Origin of the sequence: Streptomyces venezuelae, assembly GCF_008642335.1 — a bacterium.
Taxonomy (GTDB): domain Bacteria; phylum Actinomycetota; class Actinomycetes; order Streptomycetales; family Streptomycetaceae; genus Streptomyces; species Streptomyces venezuelae_F.
In genome coordinates, this window is sequence record NZ_CP029191.1 from 6,790,754 (window position 1) to 6,804,020 (window position 13,267).

Genomic DNA, 13,267 nt, shown 5'->3' on the forward strand with positions numbered 1-13,267 from the left:
GACTGGTCCGGAGCGACGGCTACTCGGACACCACGGCGAACGCCTCTATCTCCATCAGGAACTCGGGCCCCACGAGCGACGCCACCTGCACCGCCGAGGCCGCGGGGAGTCGCTCGGGGTCGAGGAAGGCGTCCCGTGCGGCGCGCACGGCGGGCATGTGCGCCATGTCCGTCACGAAGTACGTCAGCTTCACGACGTCGTCGAAGGTGGCGCCCGCCGCCGCGAGGCACCGCCGGAGGTTCTCGAAGACCTGCCGTGCCTGCGCGGCCGCGTCGCCCTCGCCGACCGGTTCGCCCTCCTCGTCCAGGGCCAACTGGCCCGAGACCGCGACGAAGCGGCCCGTTCCCATGACGACGTGCGTGTACGCGGTGGCGGGGGCGACGCCCTCGGGCGCGTGGATGTGGGTCAGTCGGCTCATGTGCCCATCGTGGACCACGGGTGTGACAGTGCCCTCGGCTGTGCCTGCCTCGGGGTCTGTGGCTTCGGGGCCGGTCGGGCCTTGCAGACCGCGTCGGTCCCGCCGTCGCCGGTGGGGACCTTGCCGGTCGTCAGGTAGACCGCCAAGTGCCGGTCGAGGCACGTGTTGCCGCTGAGGGTGACGCCGTGGTTGCCGCCGCCCTCTTCGATCACCAGGCGTGAGCCGCGCAGCATGTGGTGGAGTCTGACGGCTCCGTCGTACGGGGTGGCCGGGTCGTCCGTGCCCTGGAACAGCAGGACGGGCGGCAGTTCGGAGTTGGCGACGTTCGGCCGGCTCAGGTGGTGCGTCGGCCAGAACGCGCACGGCGCGTTGTACCAGGCGTTGTTCCAGGTCGTGAACGGCGCCTTCGTGTGCATCCGGTCGTTGTCGTCGCGCCACGTCCGCCACTCACGCGGCCACCGCACGTCCCGGCACTGCACGGCGCTGTAGACGCTGTAGCCGTTCTCGCCCGCGGCGTCGACCGCGCCGAACATGCCGTACGCCGCCACGAGCGGCCTGCTGTTCCCGTCGTTCACGTACGCGGCGAACGCCTCGGCCAGGCGCGGCCAGTAGCCGTTGTAGTAGCCGCCGGGCAGGAACGTGTCCTCCAGTTCGGCGGCGCCCACCTTCTCGCCCGCGGGCTTCTCGGCGAGTGCCCCGCGCATTGCGTACCACTTGGCTTCGACGCCACCGGGGTCCTCGCCGAGCCCGTAGGCAGCGTCATGGCGGGCGATCCAGGTCATGAACGCCTTGTGGCGCTTGTCGAAGGCCTCGTCCTGGCGGAGGTTGTCGTCGTACCAGACACCCGTCGGGTCCACGAGGGAGTCGAGCGCCATGCGCCGCACGCGCTGCGGGTAGAGGCGTCCGTAGAGAGCGCCCAGGTACGTGCCGTAGGAGTAGCCGAAGAAGTTGACGCGCTGCGCGCCGAGGGCCGCGCGGATGTCGTCCATGTCCTGGACCACGCTCACCGAGTCGATGAACGGCAGGACGTCGCCGTACTTCTTGCCGCACGCCGTCGCGAACGCCCGCGCCCTGCGCAGGTTCTCGCGCTCCAGGGCGGCCGTGGCCGGGACGGAGGCGGGGCGCACGGGGTCGAAGTGCCCCGGCGCGCAGTTGAGCGCGGGCCTGCTCCTGCCGACCCCGCGCGGGTCGAAGCCCACGATGTCGTACTGCGCGGCCGTCTTCCCGGGCAGCGACTTCGCGACGAACCCCGCCATCGACAGGCCGCTGCCGCCGGGGCCGCCGGGGTTCACCAGGAGCGGCCCCTGAGAGGTCTTCGCGGTGTGCGGGACGCGGGACAGGGCGAGGGTGATCTGCCGCCCGCGGGGCTCCTGGTGGTCGAGAGGCACCTTCAGGGAGGCGCACTGGAGCGTCGGATAGGTCTTGGTGGCGCACTTCTTCCAGGCGAGCGGGGAGCGCTCCGCGGGGGCTCCCGCAGCGGGCGGCACCGCCGCGGCCAGCGTCGCGGTCACGGCGGCGACCGCGCACAGTACGAGGGCACTCTTCTTCATCCGGCCTCCCAGAGCGGTGGGTTCGGGGCCCCGGGGGCCGCGATCTCCGGCGCATCCTTCCGGACCGCGCCCCCGAAGAGCGCCCGTCCCGGCCGGGGACAACCCGAACGGGCCAAGCCGGTCGGAGGGGGCGGTCAGAGCAGGGTGAGCTGCGTGGGTCCCGCGGCGGGCTCGGGTGCCTCCGGGACCCTGATCCGTCGTGCGGCACCCGCGCGCGTGGGGCCGATGCCGAACTCCTCGGCCAGCTCGTGCACCTGGCGGGTGACGCGGCGCTGGTACCACTTCGGGGCGTACGCGCCCTCCGCGTACAACCGCTCGTACCGCCGCACCAGATGCGGGTGGTGCCGGCCGAGCCACGTCATGAACCACTCCCGCGCCCCGGGCCGCAGATGCAGCACCAGCGGTGTCACCGAGGTCGCCCCCGACTCGGCGACGGCCCGCACCGTCGCGCGCAGCTGGTCCGGATGGTCGCCCAGGAAGGGGATGACCGGCGCCATCAGGACACCGCAGCCGATGCCGTGCTCGGTGAGGGTGCGCACCGCGTCGAGGCGGCGCCCGGGCGCCGGAGTGCCCGGCTCGACCGTGCGCCACAGCTCCTCGTCGACGAAGCCCACGGACACGGAGATCCCCACGTCGGTCACCGCGGCCGCCTGCCGCAGCAGGTCCAGGTCGCGCAGGATCAGCGTGCCCTTGGTCAGGATGGAGAACGGGTTCCCGCGGTCGCGCAGGGCCGCGATGATCCCCGGCATCAGCCGGTAGCGGCCCTCCGCGCGCTGGTAGCAGTCCACGTTCGTGCCCATGGCGATGTGGTCGCCGTGCCAGCGCGGCGAGGCGAGCTGGCGCCGCAGCAGTTCGGCGGCGTTGACCTTGACGACGATCTGGCTGTCGAACCCGAGGCCGGTGTCCAGGTCCAGATAGCTGTGCGTCTTGCGCGCGAAACAGTAGACACACGCGTGCGTGCACCCCCGGTAGGGGTTGACCGTCCATTCGAACGGCATGCGGGACGCCCCGGGCACGCGGTTCACGATCGACCTGGCCCGTATCTCGTGGAACGTGATCCCCGCGAACTCAGGGGTGTCGAACACGCGCGTCGTGACCGCGTCCGCGCCGAACAGCGCGGCATCCGCGGGGCCGCGGCGCGGCCCGTCGGAAAGGTTTTCCCAGCGCATGACGCCTCCTCGGTAGCACTGGCCACAGAATAGAACATACGTTCCCTTGATCGTGCGACCCCGCTCCGCGTGCCGTGTCCAGCTCCGCGCGCCGTGACTCGCACCGCGTGTCTTCCCTTTCCACCACCATCGCCGCCGAGCTGTCGACCGAGCGCCTGACCCTGCGCGCCTGGACGGCCGACGAGGTCGCCGACGTCCTCGCGGAGCCCACGGCCACCGGTTGATCGTCGAACGGGAGAGCGGCGCCGTCGTCGGCTCCCTCAGCCTGCTCTGGCCGCCGAGCGAGAGCACCGTCGAGTTCGGCTACGGAGTCGTGCCCTCGCGCCGCGGCCGCGGCCACGCCCCCGAGGCCGTACGGGCCCTCACGGCCCACGCTCTGACCTCGCCCGAGGCCACCGTGGCGTACGCCGAGGTCGAACTCGGCAACGAAGCCTCCGTCCGCGTCCTGGAGAAGGCGGGCCTGCACCGCTGGGGCAGTGACGGGACGACGGCCCGCTACCGCACGGACGCGCCGGAACCGGCACCGACACCGTCCCTGAAGTAGCGGATCACGGGCCCGGCGGCGGCGCGCACCCCCTCCGCCGGGCCCGTTCCGGCCGGTCCGCCGCCAGGCCCGCCGAACGCGCGACGGACGACGCGATGGATGATCGGAAGCATGCTCGTCGAGTCCCTGTCCGTCGCAGCCCTGGCCGTCGTCCTCGTCTGCGCCGTCGTCCGCCCCTTCGGCCTGCCCGAGGCCGCCTTCGCCGTGCCCGCCGCCGGCGCCGTGATCCTGGCCGGGGCGATCCCGCTCGACGACGTACGGGAGGAGGCCGCCCGGCTCGGGCCCGTCATCGGATTCCTCGCGGGCGTCCTCGTCCTCGCCAAGCTCTGCGCCGACGAAGGGCTCTTCCGCGCCTGCGGCGGCTGGATGGCACGCCGTGCCGCGGGACGCCCCCGCACGCTGCTCGGCGCCGTCTTCGCCCTGGCCTCGGTGATCACCGCGACCCTGAGCCTGGACGCCACCGTGGTCCTCCTGACGCCCGTCGTCTTCGCCACGGCCGCCCGCATGGGCGCCCGCCCCGCGCCGCACGTCTACGCGAGCGCCCACCTGTCCAACACCGCGTCCCTCCTGCTGCCCGTCTCCAACCTGACGAACCTCCTCGCCTTCACTGCGACCGGACTGAGCTTCACGCGCTTCGCGCTGCTCATGACGCTGCCCTGGCTGGTCGCCATCGCCGTCGAGTACGTCGTCTTCCTGCGGTTCTTCGCCGCCGACCTCGACGCACCCGCCGACGGCACCGAGCCCGCGGAACCGCCGCGCATGCCGCGGTTCGCCCTGGTGACCGTCGCCGCCACCCTCGCCGGATTCGCCGTCGCCTCCGCCGTCGGCATCGAACCGGCCTGGTCGGCCGCGGCCGGTGCGGCCGTCCTCGCGGTACGGGCCCTGCTGCGCCGTCGTACGACACCCGTGGCGATCCTGCGCTCGGCCCAGCTGCCGTTCCTGGCCTTCGTCCTCGCCCTCGGCATCGTCGTCAGGGCCGTCGTGGACAACGGCCTCGGCGACGCCCTCGGCCGGGTCCTGCCCGACGGCACCGCGCTGCCCGCCCTGCTCGGCACCGCCGCCGTCGCCGCGCTGCTCGCCAACCTGATCAACAACCTGCCCGCCGTCCTCGCCCTCGTCCCGCTGGCCGCCCCCGCCGGGCCCGGAGCCGTGCTCGCCGTGCTGATCGGCGTGAACATCGGACCCAACCTCACCTACGCCGGATCGCTCGCCACGCTGCTCTGGCGCCGCATCGCCCACCAGCACGAACACGACGTCAGCCTCGGACGGTTCACCCGCCTCGGACTCCTCACCACCCCCGCCGCCCTGGTCCTCTCCACCCTCGCGCTGTGGGTCTCCCTGCGGCTCCTGCCCGGCTGAGCACGCCCCTCGCCGGGCTCTTGCGGGGGACCCGATTTGGGAGGCCGGTGCGGCGGGTGGTTGGCTTTCCGCGAAGTCCCCGAGTCACAACTGCTGGAGGAAGTGCAATGGCGCAGGTCGAGGCGGTCACCGAGCGGATCATCACGGCACAGCCGGACGATGTCTTCGACGCGCTGGCCGACTACGAGGGCACGCGGGAGAAGCTCCTTTCGGAGCACTTCAGCGAGTACGAGGTGCGCGAGGGCGGCGACGGAGAAGGCACCCTCGTCCACTGGAAGCTGCAGGCCACCAGCAAGCGCATCCGCGACTGCCTCCTCGAGGTCAGCGAGCCCACCGACGGCGAACTGGTCGAGAAGGACCGCAACTCCTCCATGGTCACGACCTGGACGGTGACCCCGGCGGGCGAGGGCAAGTCCCGCGTGGTCGTCACCACCGTGTGGAACGGCGCGGGCGGCATCGGCGGCTTCTTCGAGAAGACCTTCGCGCCCAAGGGTCTCGGGCGCATCTACGACACCGTGCTCGCCAACCTCGCCGCCGAGGTCGAGAAGTAGCTTCCGCGACGGCCGGGCGGCCAACTCCCGCCTAGGCCATCAGTGTTGTTCTCACGCTCACCGTTTCGAGTGGTTTTCTGTTCGGCTCCGTTGTACGCCGTAGGGCTCCGACCGGCGCATACGCCCGTGGCGCCCCACACGACACCGACTCGTCGCGCTTGCTCCCCGTTCTTGCGCAATGCGAGAAATGGGCGGCGCAGGCGCGACGAGGGGAGCAGTACGTGGGCGGGACGACGCTGGTGCAGGTCGCCGAGCAGGACGAACAACGGGACGAGGAGGCCGGGTGGGGCGCGGGAGAAGCGCCGTGCGCGCCCCCCGCACCACCCGATCCGACGGCCGAGCACCTCAGCCCCGGCCGCGTCCGGATGGTGTTCGTCGGGCTGATGCTCGCGCTGCTCCTCGCCGCGCTGGAGCAGATGATCGTCGCCACCGCGCTCCCGAAGATCGTCGGTGAGCTGCACGGCCTCGACAAGATGTCCTGGGCGATCACCGCCTACCTGCTCACCTCCACCATCGGCCTGCCGATCTACGGCAAGCTCGGCGACCTGTTCGGGCGCAAGGGCGTCTTCCAGTTCGCGATCGTCATCTTCGTCATCGGGTCGGCGCTCGCCGGCTGGTCACGGACGATGGAGCAGCTGATCGCCTTCCGCGCGATCCAGGGCGTCGGCGCGGGCGGCCTCATGATCGGCGTCCAGGCGATCATCGCGGACATCGTGCCGCCCCGGCAGCGCGGCCGCTACATGGGCCTGATCGGCGCCGCGTTCGGCCTCGCCTCGGTCGCGGGACCCCTGCTCGGCGGCTTCTTCACCGACCACGCCTCCTGGCGCTGGTGCTTCTACTTCAACGTGCCCTTCGGGCTCGTCACCCTCCTCGTCGTCTCCCTCGTCCTGAAGCTGCCCAAGCCCACCGCGAAGGCCCGGATCGACCTCCTGGGCGCGCTGTTGCTCGCGGCCGCCTCCACCTGCCTGGTCCTGCTGACCAGTTGGGGCGGGACCGAGTACGCGTGGGGCGACCGCATGATCCTCGGCCTCGGCGCCGGTGCGGTCGCGGCGAGCGTGCTCTTCCTCGTCGCTGAGAGGTACGCGGCAGAACCGATCATTCCGCTGCGCCTGTTCCGTGATCCGGTCTTCAACATCACCGGTCTTGTAGGGATGGTCGTCGGGATCGCCCTCTTCGGGGCGGCCAGTTACCTGCCGACCTTCCTACAGATGGTCGACGGCGCGAGCGCCACCGAGTCCGGCCTGCTCATGCTGCCGATGATGGGCGGCATCGTCGGCGCGTCGATCATCTCGGGGCAGCTCATCAGCCACACGGGCCGCTACAAGATCTACCCGATCGTCGGCGGCATCCTCTCCGTCATCGGCATGTGGCTCCTCTCGCGCCTCGAAGTCGACACGTCCCGGCTGGAGTACAGCATCTGGATGGCGGTGCTCGGCGCGGGCATCGGCCTGGTCATGCCGGTCCTGGTGCTCGCCGTGCAGAACGCGGTACGCCCCACCGACCTCGGCACCGCCACCAGCGCCAACAACTACTTCCGGCAGATCGGCGGCAGCGTGGGCGCCGCGATCTTCGGCACGCTCTTCGCGGACCGGCTCGCCGACGCGCTCCAGGACCGGCTCCCCGCCGGGTCCGGCGCGGCCGTGCCCGACGCCGAGTCCATCACCCCGCAGCTCGTCCACGCGCTGCCCGCGCCGCTGCGCGACGGCTACATCCAGGCCTACGCGGACGCGATGCCGCGGATCTTCCTCTACCTGGTGCCGGTGCTCGTCCTCGGCATGCTGCTCGCCTTCTTCCTCAAGGAGACCCCCCTGTTGTCCAGCGCCACCTCCACCAACGCACCCGCCGCCGACACCGCGACCGTCGGCGCCGTCCCGCAGGCCCGCGCGACGGCGTACACCGCCGGGGTCCCGGTCTGCGGCACCGTGCAGCACCCCGACGGCACCGTGGTGCCGCGCGCCGCCCTCACCCTCATCGACGTGGCGGGACAGCAGATCGGACGCGGCGCGAGCGGCGAGGACGGGCGGTACGCCCTCGCGACGCCGGGCGCCGGATCGTTCGTACTGATCGCGGCGGCCGGCGGGCACCAGCCACAGGCCGTCACCGTCACCGTCGGCGAGCGGCCCGTCGAGCTCGACGTGGTCCTCGGCGGTGCGGGCCGCCTCGCGGGCACCGTGGTGACCGCCGACGGGACGCCCGTCAGGGACGCCGCCGTCACCCTCACCGACGTCCGCGGCGAGGTCGTCGCCACCACCCGCAGCGGGCGCGAGGGCAGCTACGTCATCACCGAGCTCGTGGCGGGCGAGTACACCCTGGCCGCGAGCGCCCCCGCGTTCCGCCCCGCCGCGCTCCCCGTCACCGTGCAGGCCTCGCGCGAGACGCGGCAGGACGTCGAGCTCGCGGGCGGCGCCGTGCTGCGCGGCACGGTGCGGGCCGGCGGCGGCCGGCCCGTCGAGGACGCGCGCGTGACCCTGCTCGACGCGGCGGGGAACGTCGTCGACACCCTGACGACCCAGGCGGACGGCACCTTCCGTTTCGTCGACCTCTCGTCCGGCGAGTACACCGTGATCGCGGCGGGTTACCCGCCGGTCGCCACCGTCCTCCAGGTCGCGGGCGGCGGCCGCACGGAGCGGGACCTGCAGCTCGGTCACGAGGACTGAGGCGTTCCGGCGGCGGGGGCGCGGCGGCGGGCACCGGCGGGGCGCCCCGTGGGGGCGTGCGCCGGTGCCCGGGGCGGTCCGGGCCAATTCCCGCATTGCCCCGCACGGCAACCCGCCAGCGCCGTACGGTGGTTGGTGGCGGCTCAGATCTTGCGCTGCCGCGGGAAGGAGCATGAGCCATGGAACAAGGCACTCCGGGCGAGCCGCCGACGCAGAGTGCCGCGTCCGGCCGCATCCCGCTCGCCGTGGTCGTCGTGGACGGCGCCGGACTCGTCTCGCACTGGAGCGTCGGTGCACGCCGCCTCTTCGGGTACGAGAAGGAGGACGCCGTCGGCCGTCCGGTGGGCGACCTGCTTCCGGTGCACGGCGCGATCCCCGAGGACCGCGAGTCCTACGGAGCGTTCGACGGGCTCGGCCCTGACCTGGAGACCTCCCTCGACCGGCGCATCTCCTACCCGGCCGCCGGGCGTGCCCGGCTCACCGGATCGAGGAGCGGCGGCGACTGCCGCGTCGACGTGCTCTGGTGGGCGTACCCCCTGGTCGGGCCGGGACCCGAGCGGCTCCTCGTGCTCGCCGCGGACGCCGCGCGCCTGGCGGCGTACGACGGGCCCGAGAGCGGCCAGGACCCTCGAACCGAGCGGAACGAACGAACCGAGCGGAGCGAGCGGGAACTGCGGGTCGAGCGCATCGCGCCCGGCTTCGCCCTGCACACGGACTTCCCCGGCGCCGACGAGCTGGCCGCCCGCCTCCCCGAGATCCTGCCGAGCATGAGCGTGGGCGAGAGCGCCCGCATCGTCGCCCAGGTGCTCGAACTGGGCTATCCCGTCCTGGAGTTCAGCCACCACGACCGGGTGCCCGTCACCCCGGACTGGGGCGTCGCCCGCCGCGCCGAACGCAAGGAGCGCAGGCAGCGCGCCGCGCAGGCGGCCGCCCGCGGCCTTCCGGTGGCCCCCGACGCCGTCGACGACGAGGGCGAGGACCTCGAGTACGCGGCCGTGCGCGAGCACCTCGAGTTCCTCAACGAGGTCAGCGGGCGGATCGGCTCCTCGCTCGACCTGTCGCGGACCATCGTGGAGGTCAGCAGGGCCGTCGTGCCGCGCTTCACGGACGTCGCGGGCACCTATCTGCGCGAGCAGGTCGTCGCCGGTGAGGGGTTCCCCGAGGGGCCGCCGGACGAGACCACGATGTGGCACCGGGTCGCGGTGGAGCACACGGACGAGCCAGGACGCTGGGACGACGTGGTGCCGGTCGGCGAGTCCATGCCGTTCCCCGCCCACACGCCGTTCTTCCAGTGCATGACCTCCGGCGACCCGGTGCTCGTGCCCCGCATCACCGAGGAGATGGGCAACGCCATCGCCTCCCAGTTCGAGAAGCGCGACATCCGCCCGCTGATCAACCACCGCTCGATGCTCGTCGTCCCGCTCAAGGCGCGCAACGTGGTGCTCGGCTTCATGATCCTGCTCCGCCACCGGGAGCGGCCCGTCTTCAACGACATGGACCGCGTCACCGGCGCCGAACTGGCCGCCCGCGCGGGCCTCGTGCTCGACAACGCCCGCATGTACACGTACCAGGAGAGCGTCGCCGACACCCTCCAGGACAGCATGCTGCCGCACATCCAGCCCCGGATGCCCGGCTGCGACATCGCCACCCGCTACCTGCCGGGCACGCTCCTCGGCCGGGTCGGCGGCGACTGGTTCGACTCCGTGAAACTGCCCGGCTCCCGAACCGCCCTCGTCGTCGGCGACGTGATGGGACACGGCCTCAACTCGGCGGCGATGATGGGGCAGTTGCGTACGGCCGTGCAGACCATGGCCGCCCTCGACCTGCCGCCCGAGCAGCTCCTGCGCAACCTCGACGACCTCGCGCAGCGCCTCGGCGAGCACTATCTGGCGACCTGCCTGTACGCGGTCTACGACCCGATCGCGAGCGAGCTGCACCTCGCCAACGCGGGCCACATCCCGCCGGTCCTCGTGCGCGCCGCGGACGGCCGCAGCGAGCTCCTCGACCTGCCCACCGGGGCGCCCATCGGCGTCGGCGGCGTGCCCTTCGAGTCGGTCACGATGCGGGTGGCGCCCGGCGACCGGCTGCTGATGTGCACGGACGGCCTGGTCGAGGTCCGCGGCGAGGACATCGGCGTCGGCCTCGCCACGCTCACCGAGTCCGCCGCGCACCCCGCCGCGTCCATGGACGACGCCTGCGACACGATCATCCGCGCCCTCAACACGCGCGGCGGCCGCAAGGACGACGTGGCGCTCCTGATGGCGCGGCTCAACGGAATCCCGGCCGAGAACGTCGCGCACTGGCGGCTCGCCGTCGACCCCGCGGAGGTGGGCAGGGCCCGCGACATGGTCCGCGCCCAGCTGCGCGGCTGGTCCCTGGAGGGGTTGAGCGACACCGCCGAGCTGGTCGTCGGCGAGCTCGTCACCAACGTCGTGCGCCACGCCCGCAGCAGCAGGATCGACCTGCGCATGGTCCGCTCCGGCGTCCTGGTGTGCGAGGTCGAGGACGAGGACCAGACCCTGCCGACGTTGCTCAGCGCGGGCCCGGCGGACGAGTTCGGACGCGGCCTGCGCGTGGTCAGCGGTCTCGCGAAGGAGTGGGGGACCAGCCGCACGCGCGCGGGCAAGACGGTCTGGTGCGAGCTGGCGCTGCCGCGGCGCTAGGGGCCGTTGCGGAAGGATTTGTCCGGCGGGCGCCGCGACGTCGGCGTACCGAATGCACGGTGAAGGAATGCGCGGGCGCTTGTCCGTGCGACCGGGGCGCGGTAGACCGATCTCGTCGTCGGCTTCGGCGGCTGCGTCGCACCCCGGGGAGCACGGACATGAGCGTCACGAGTCGGTACAGGGCGGCGTGGGAAGGGTTCTGGCGGGAGGCCCCCGACGAGCCGGGGGCGGTCTTCTGGGACGCCGAGCCGATTCTCACCGCCGGTCTCCATCTCGCGCTCTTCGAACCGCACATGACCACCGCCGGCCTGCCCGTCGTCGACCTCGGCTGCGGCAACGGCACCCAGACGCGGTTCCTCGCCGACCGCTTCCCGCGCGTCCTCGGCGTCGACCTGTCGGCGGCGGCCCTCGAACGCGCCCGCCGCGCGGACCCCGCCGACCAGGTCGACTTCCGGGAGCTCGACGCGGTCGAGAAGAGCGAGGCGGAGCAGCTGCACGCGGAGATCGGCGACGCGAACGTCTACATGCGAGGCGTACTCCACCAGTGCGACCCCGCCGACCGGCAGCCGCTGCTCGACAGCATCGCCACGCTGCTCGGCGAGCGCGGCCGAGCCTTCGTCGTGGAACCCTCGGAGGCGGCACGGCCCGTTCTGCTGGGCCTGGCGCGGGGTCCCGCGGGGCCGCCGCCCAAGCTGGCGCCGATCTTCGCGCACGGCCTCGCGCCCGCCGAGGTCGCCGATGCTTCGGTCGCTTCGTACGTCGAAGGGGCCGGGCTCGCGGTGCTGGCGTCCGGGGAACTCCCGCTCACGACGACGGAGTTCACGTCCGACGGTACGCGCATCGAGCTGCCGTCGAGGTGGCTGGTGGTCGGGCGCACGGGTTGATAGGCAAGGCGCTGCTTGCATAAGCTCCGGTCATGGAAGAGGATGTCTTCAAGGCACTGGCCGACCCCACCCGCAGGCGCATCCTCGACGGGCTCGTGGAGCGGGACGGCCAGACCCTGTACGAGATCTGCTCACGGCTGCTGACCAGACACGGCCTGGGCCTTTCCCGGCAGGCGATCAGCCAGCACCTTGCCGTGCTCGAAGCGGCGGGCCTGGTCCACACGCGGCGCCAGGGCCGCTACAAGTTTCACGACCTCGACACCGCGCCCCTGGAGCGCGTCATGACCAGATGGCTCAGGCCGGCCGAGGCCGACACCCTGGAGACCGAAGCCCCCGAGGCAGACGCCCCCGACGCAACGGAGAGCACCCCATGAGGATCAACCTGACCAGCGTTTTCGTCGACGACCAGCTCAAGGCCCTGGCCTTCTACACCGACGTACTCGGCTTTCAGCAGAAGAACAAGGTCGCGGTCGGCGACGACTGGTGGCTGACCGTGGTCTCGCCCGAGGACCCCGAAGGCACGGAGCTGCTCCTGGAGCCCGACGGGCACCCGGCCGTGAAGCCGTACAAGGCGGCGCTGGTCGAGGACGGCATCCCGGCCGCCGCCTTCACCGTCGACGACGTCGCCGCGGAGTTCGAGCGGCTGCGCGGGCTCGGCGTGCGCTTCACCCAGGAGCCGCTCCAGATGGACGACGTCACCGTCGCCGTCCTCGACGACACCTGCGGCAACCTGATCCAGATCATGCACACGGCCTAACGGTCGGCTGATCGTTTGGGGGAGTGCGTCGCGGGCACTACGAAGGGCTGTGCGCGACCATCGAAGGGCGAGCGCGACAAACCGGACCCCCGAGCGCGAGGTAGTCATGAGCGACCAGAACATGGCGGACGACGCCTACCAGCCCACCGGCGACAACGAGGAGCAGGAGGACGCGGCGCCGCTGGACCTCCAGGACGCGCTGGACGAGCGCACGTACGACGACATGCTCGACGAGGGCTACTCGCCGCCGGAGAAGCCGCTCGGCGTGAACAAGACCGGCACGACGGCGGCGGAGCAGCACGAGGGCGAGACGCTCGACGAGCGGCTGCGGCAGGAAGTCCCCGACGAGGAGGTGCCCGACGCGGAGCGCCCCGGCCGTGACGGCATCGGCGACCTGCCGGACGGCGAGGGCGAGCCCATGGACCCGGAGGCCGGACGGGACCGCGCGGGCCGCCTGGTGGCCCCCGACGAGGGCGCCCACACCGACGTCGACAAGCAGGTCGTCGCCCGCGACGAGGGCATCGACGGCGGCGCGGCGGGCGCGGAGGAGGCGGCGGTCCACATCGTCGCCGACGAGGATCTGCCGCCGGTGCGGGACGACCGGGACTGAGCACGGCGCACGGCCGCGGCATGCCGCCCGCGGGCGGGATGTGTCGCTCTGCCCGAAGCTGGGCGGAGGGCGACGAGTGATCCGTTCCACGAGCAGGAGGACCTC

12 protein-coding genes are annotated in these 13,267 nt (G+C 72.4%); 9 read left to right on the top strand and 3 right to left on the bottom strand.

The window, feature by feature from the left end; genetic code table 11:
• Positions 1-19 precede the first annotated feature (19 nt).
• From DEJ49_RS30385 to DEJ49_RS30395, 3 genes are all read right to left on the bottom strand, one after another.
• Positions 20-418 (bottom strand): RidA family protein, encoded by a 399-nt coding sequence (locus DEJ49_RS30385; RefSeq protein ID WP_150187065.1) that lies wholly within the window; start codon positions 416-418, stop codon positions 20-22.
• Positions 415-1,968: an alpha/beta hydrolase gene (locus DEJ49_RS30390; protein WP_150187066.1), complete on the bottom strand. Its 1,554-nt coding sequence runs from the start codon at positions 1,966-1,968 to the stop codon at positions 415-417. The genes DEJ49_RS30385 and DEJ49_RS30390 overlap by 4 nt, the downstream gene beginning before the upstream one ends.
• Before the next feature lie 134 nt (positions 1,969-2,102).
• Positions 2,103-3,137 (bottom strand): Rv2578c family radical SAM protein, encoded by a 1,035-nt coding sequence (locus DEJ49_RS30395; RefSeq protein WP_150187067.1) that lies wholly within the window; start codon positions 3,135-3,137, stop codon positions 2,103-2,105.
• 220 nt (positions 3,138-3,357) lie between these two features.
• Here DEJ49_RS30395 and DEJ49_RS30400 point away from each other — a divergent pair, with 220 nt between their 5' ends.
• The 9 genes from DEJ49_RS30400 to DEJ49_RS30440 all read left to right on the top strand — a co-directional run bounded on the left by DEJ49_RS30400 (position 3,358) and on the right by DEJ49_RS30440 (position 13,162).
• Entirely contained in the window at positions 3,358-3,681 is a 324-nt protein-coding gene (locus DEJ49_RS30400) for a GNAT family N-acetyltransferase (RefSeq protein ID WP_263398818.1), read from the top strand.
• Positions 3,682-3,792: 111 nt separating this feature from the next.
• Positions 3,793-5,040: an SLC13 family permease gene (locus DEJ49_RS30405; protein WP_150187069.1), complete on the top strand. Its 1,248-nt coding sequence runs from the start codon at positions 3,793-3,795 to the stop codon at positions 5,038-5,040.
• Between the two features lie 107 nt (positions 5,041-5,147).
• The gene (locus DEJ49_RS30410; protein ID WP_150187070.1) at positions 5,148-5,591 is read left to right on the top strand and encodes an SRPBCC family protein; all 444 of its coding nucleotides are present in this window, start codon (positions 5,148-5,150) and stop codon (positions 5,589-5,591) included.
• A gap of 221 nt (positions 5,592-5,812) precedes the next feature.
• Entirely contained in the window at positions 5,813-8,248 is a 2,436-nt protein-coding gene (locus DEJ49_RS30415) for an MFS transporter (RefSeq protein WP_150187071.1), read from the top strand.
• Between the two features lie 179 nt (positions 8,249-8,427).
• Positions 8,428-10,911: a SpoIIE family protein phosphatase gene (locus DEJ49_RS30420; protein WP_150187072.1), complete on the top strand. Its 2,484-nt coding sequence runs from the start codon at positions 8,428-8,430 to the stop codon at positions 10,909-10,911.
• 158 nt (positions 10,912-11,069) lie between these two features.
• A complete protein-coding gene (locus DEJ49_RS30425) occupies positions 11,070-11,795 on the top strand; it encodes a class I SAM-dependent methyltransferase (RefSeq protein ID WP_150187073.1) in 726 nt (241 codons plus the stop codon).
• 32 nt (positions 11,796-11,827) lie between these two features.
• Positions 11,828-12,169 (top strand): ArsR/SmtB family transcription factor, encoded by a 342-nt coding sequence (locus tag DEJ49_RS30430; RefSeq protein WP_150187074.1) that lies wholly within the window; start codon positions 11,828-11,830, stop codon positions 12,167-12,169.
• The gene (locus tag DEJ49_RS30435) at positions 12,166-12,552 is read left to right on the top strand and encodes a VOC family protein (protein ID WP_150187075.1); all 387 of its coding nucleotides are present in this window, start codon (positions 12,166-12,168) and stop codon (positions 12,550-12,552) included. The genes DEJ49_RS30430 and DEJ49_RS30435 overlap by 4 nt, the downstream gene beginning before the upstream one ends.
• Positions 12,553-12,658: 106 nt before the next feature.
• Complete coding sequence (locus tag DEJ49_RS30440) at positions 12,659-13,162, top strand: DUF5709 domain-containing protein (RefSeq protein WP_150187076.1); 504 nt, start codon at positions 12,659-12,661, stop codon at positions 13,160-13,162.
• Positions 13,163-13,267 lie beyond the last annotated feature (105 nt).

Bases quoted from the DNA above. Each gene is read 5' to 3' on its own strand.
- DEJ49_RS30425 (WP_150187073.1), top strand. From the start codon at position 11,070: ATGAGCGTCACGAGTCGGTACAGGGCGGCGTGGGAAGGGTTCTGGCGG.
- DEJ49_RS30435 (WP_150187075.1), top strand. From the start codon at position 12,166: ATGAGGATCAACCTGACCAGCGTTTTCGTCGACGACCAGCTCAAGGCC.
- DEJ49_RS30440 (WP_150187076.1), top strand. From the start codon at position 12,659: ATGAGCGACCAGAACATGGCGGACGACGCCTACCAGCCCACCGGCGAC.
- DEJ49_RS30390 (WP_150187066.1), bottom strand. From the start codon at position 1,968: ATGAAGAAGAGTGCCCTCGTACTGTGCGCGGTCGCCGCCGTGACCGCG.
- DEJ49_RS30410 (WP_150187070.1), top strand. From the start codon at position 5,148: ATGGCGCAGGTCGAGGCGGTCACCGAGCGGATCATCACGGCACAGCCG.
- DEJ49_RS30420 (WP_150187072.1), top strand. From the start codon at position 8,428: ATGGAACAAGGCACTCCGGGCGAGCCGCCGACGCAGAGTGCCGCGTCC.
- DEJ49_RS30385 (WP_150187065.1), bottom strand. From the start codon at position 418: ATGAGCCGACTGACCCACATCCACGCGCCCGAGGGCGTCGCCCCCGCC.
- DEJ49_RS30430 (WP_150187074.1), top strand. From the start codon at position 11,828: ATGGAAGAGGATGTCTTCAAGGCACTGGCCGACCCCACCCGCAGGCGC.
- DEJ49_RS30405 (WP_150187069.1), top strand. From the start codon at position 3,793: ATGCTCGTCGAGTCCCTGTCCGTCGCAGCCCTGGCCGTCGTCCTCGTC.
- DEJ49_RS30395 (WP_150187067.1), bottom strand. From the start codon at position 3,137: ATGCGCTGGGAAAACCTTTCCGACGGGCCGCGCCGCGGCCCCGCGGAT.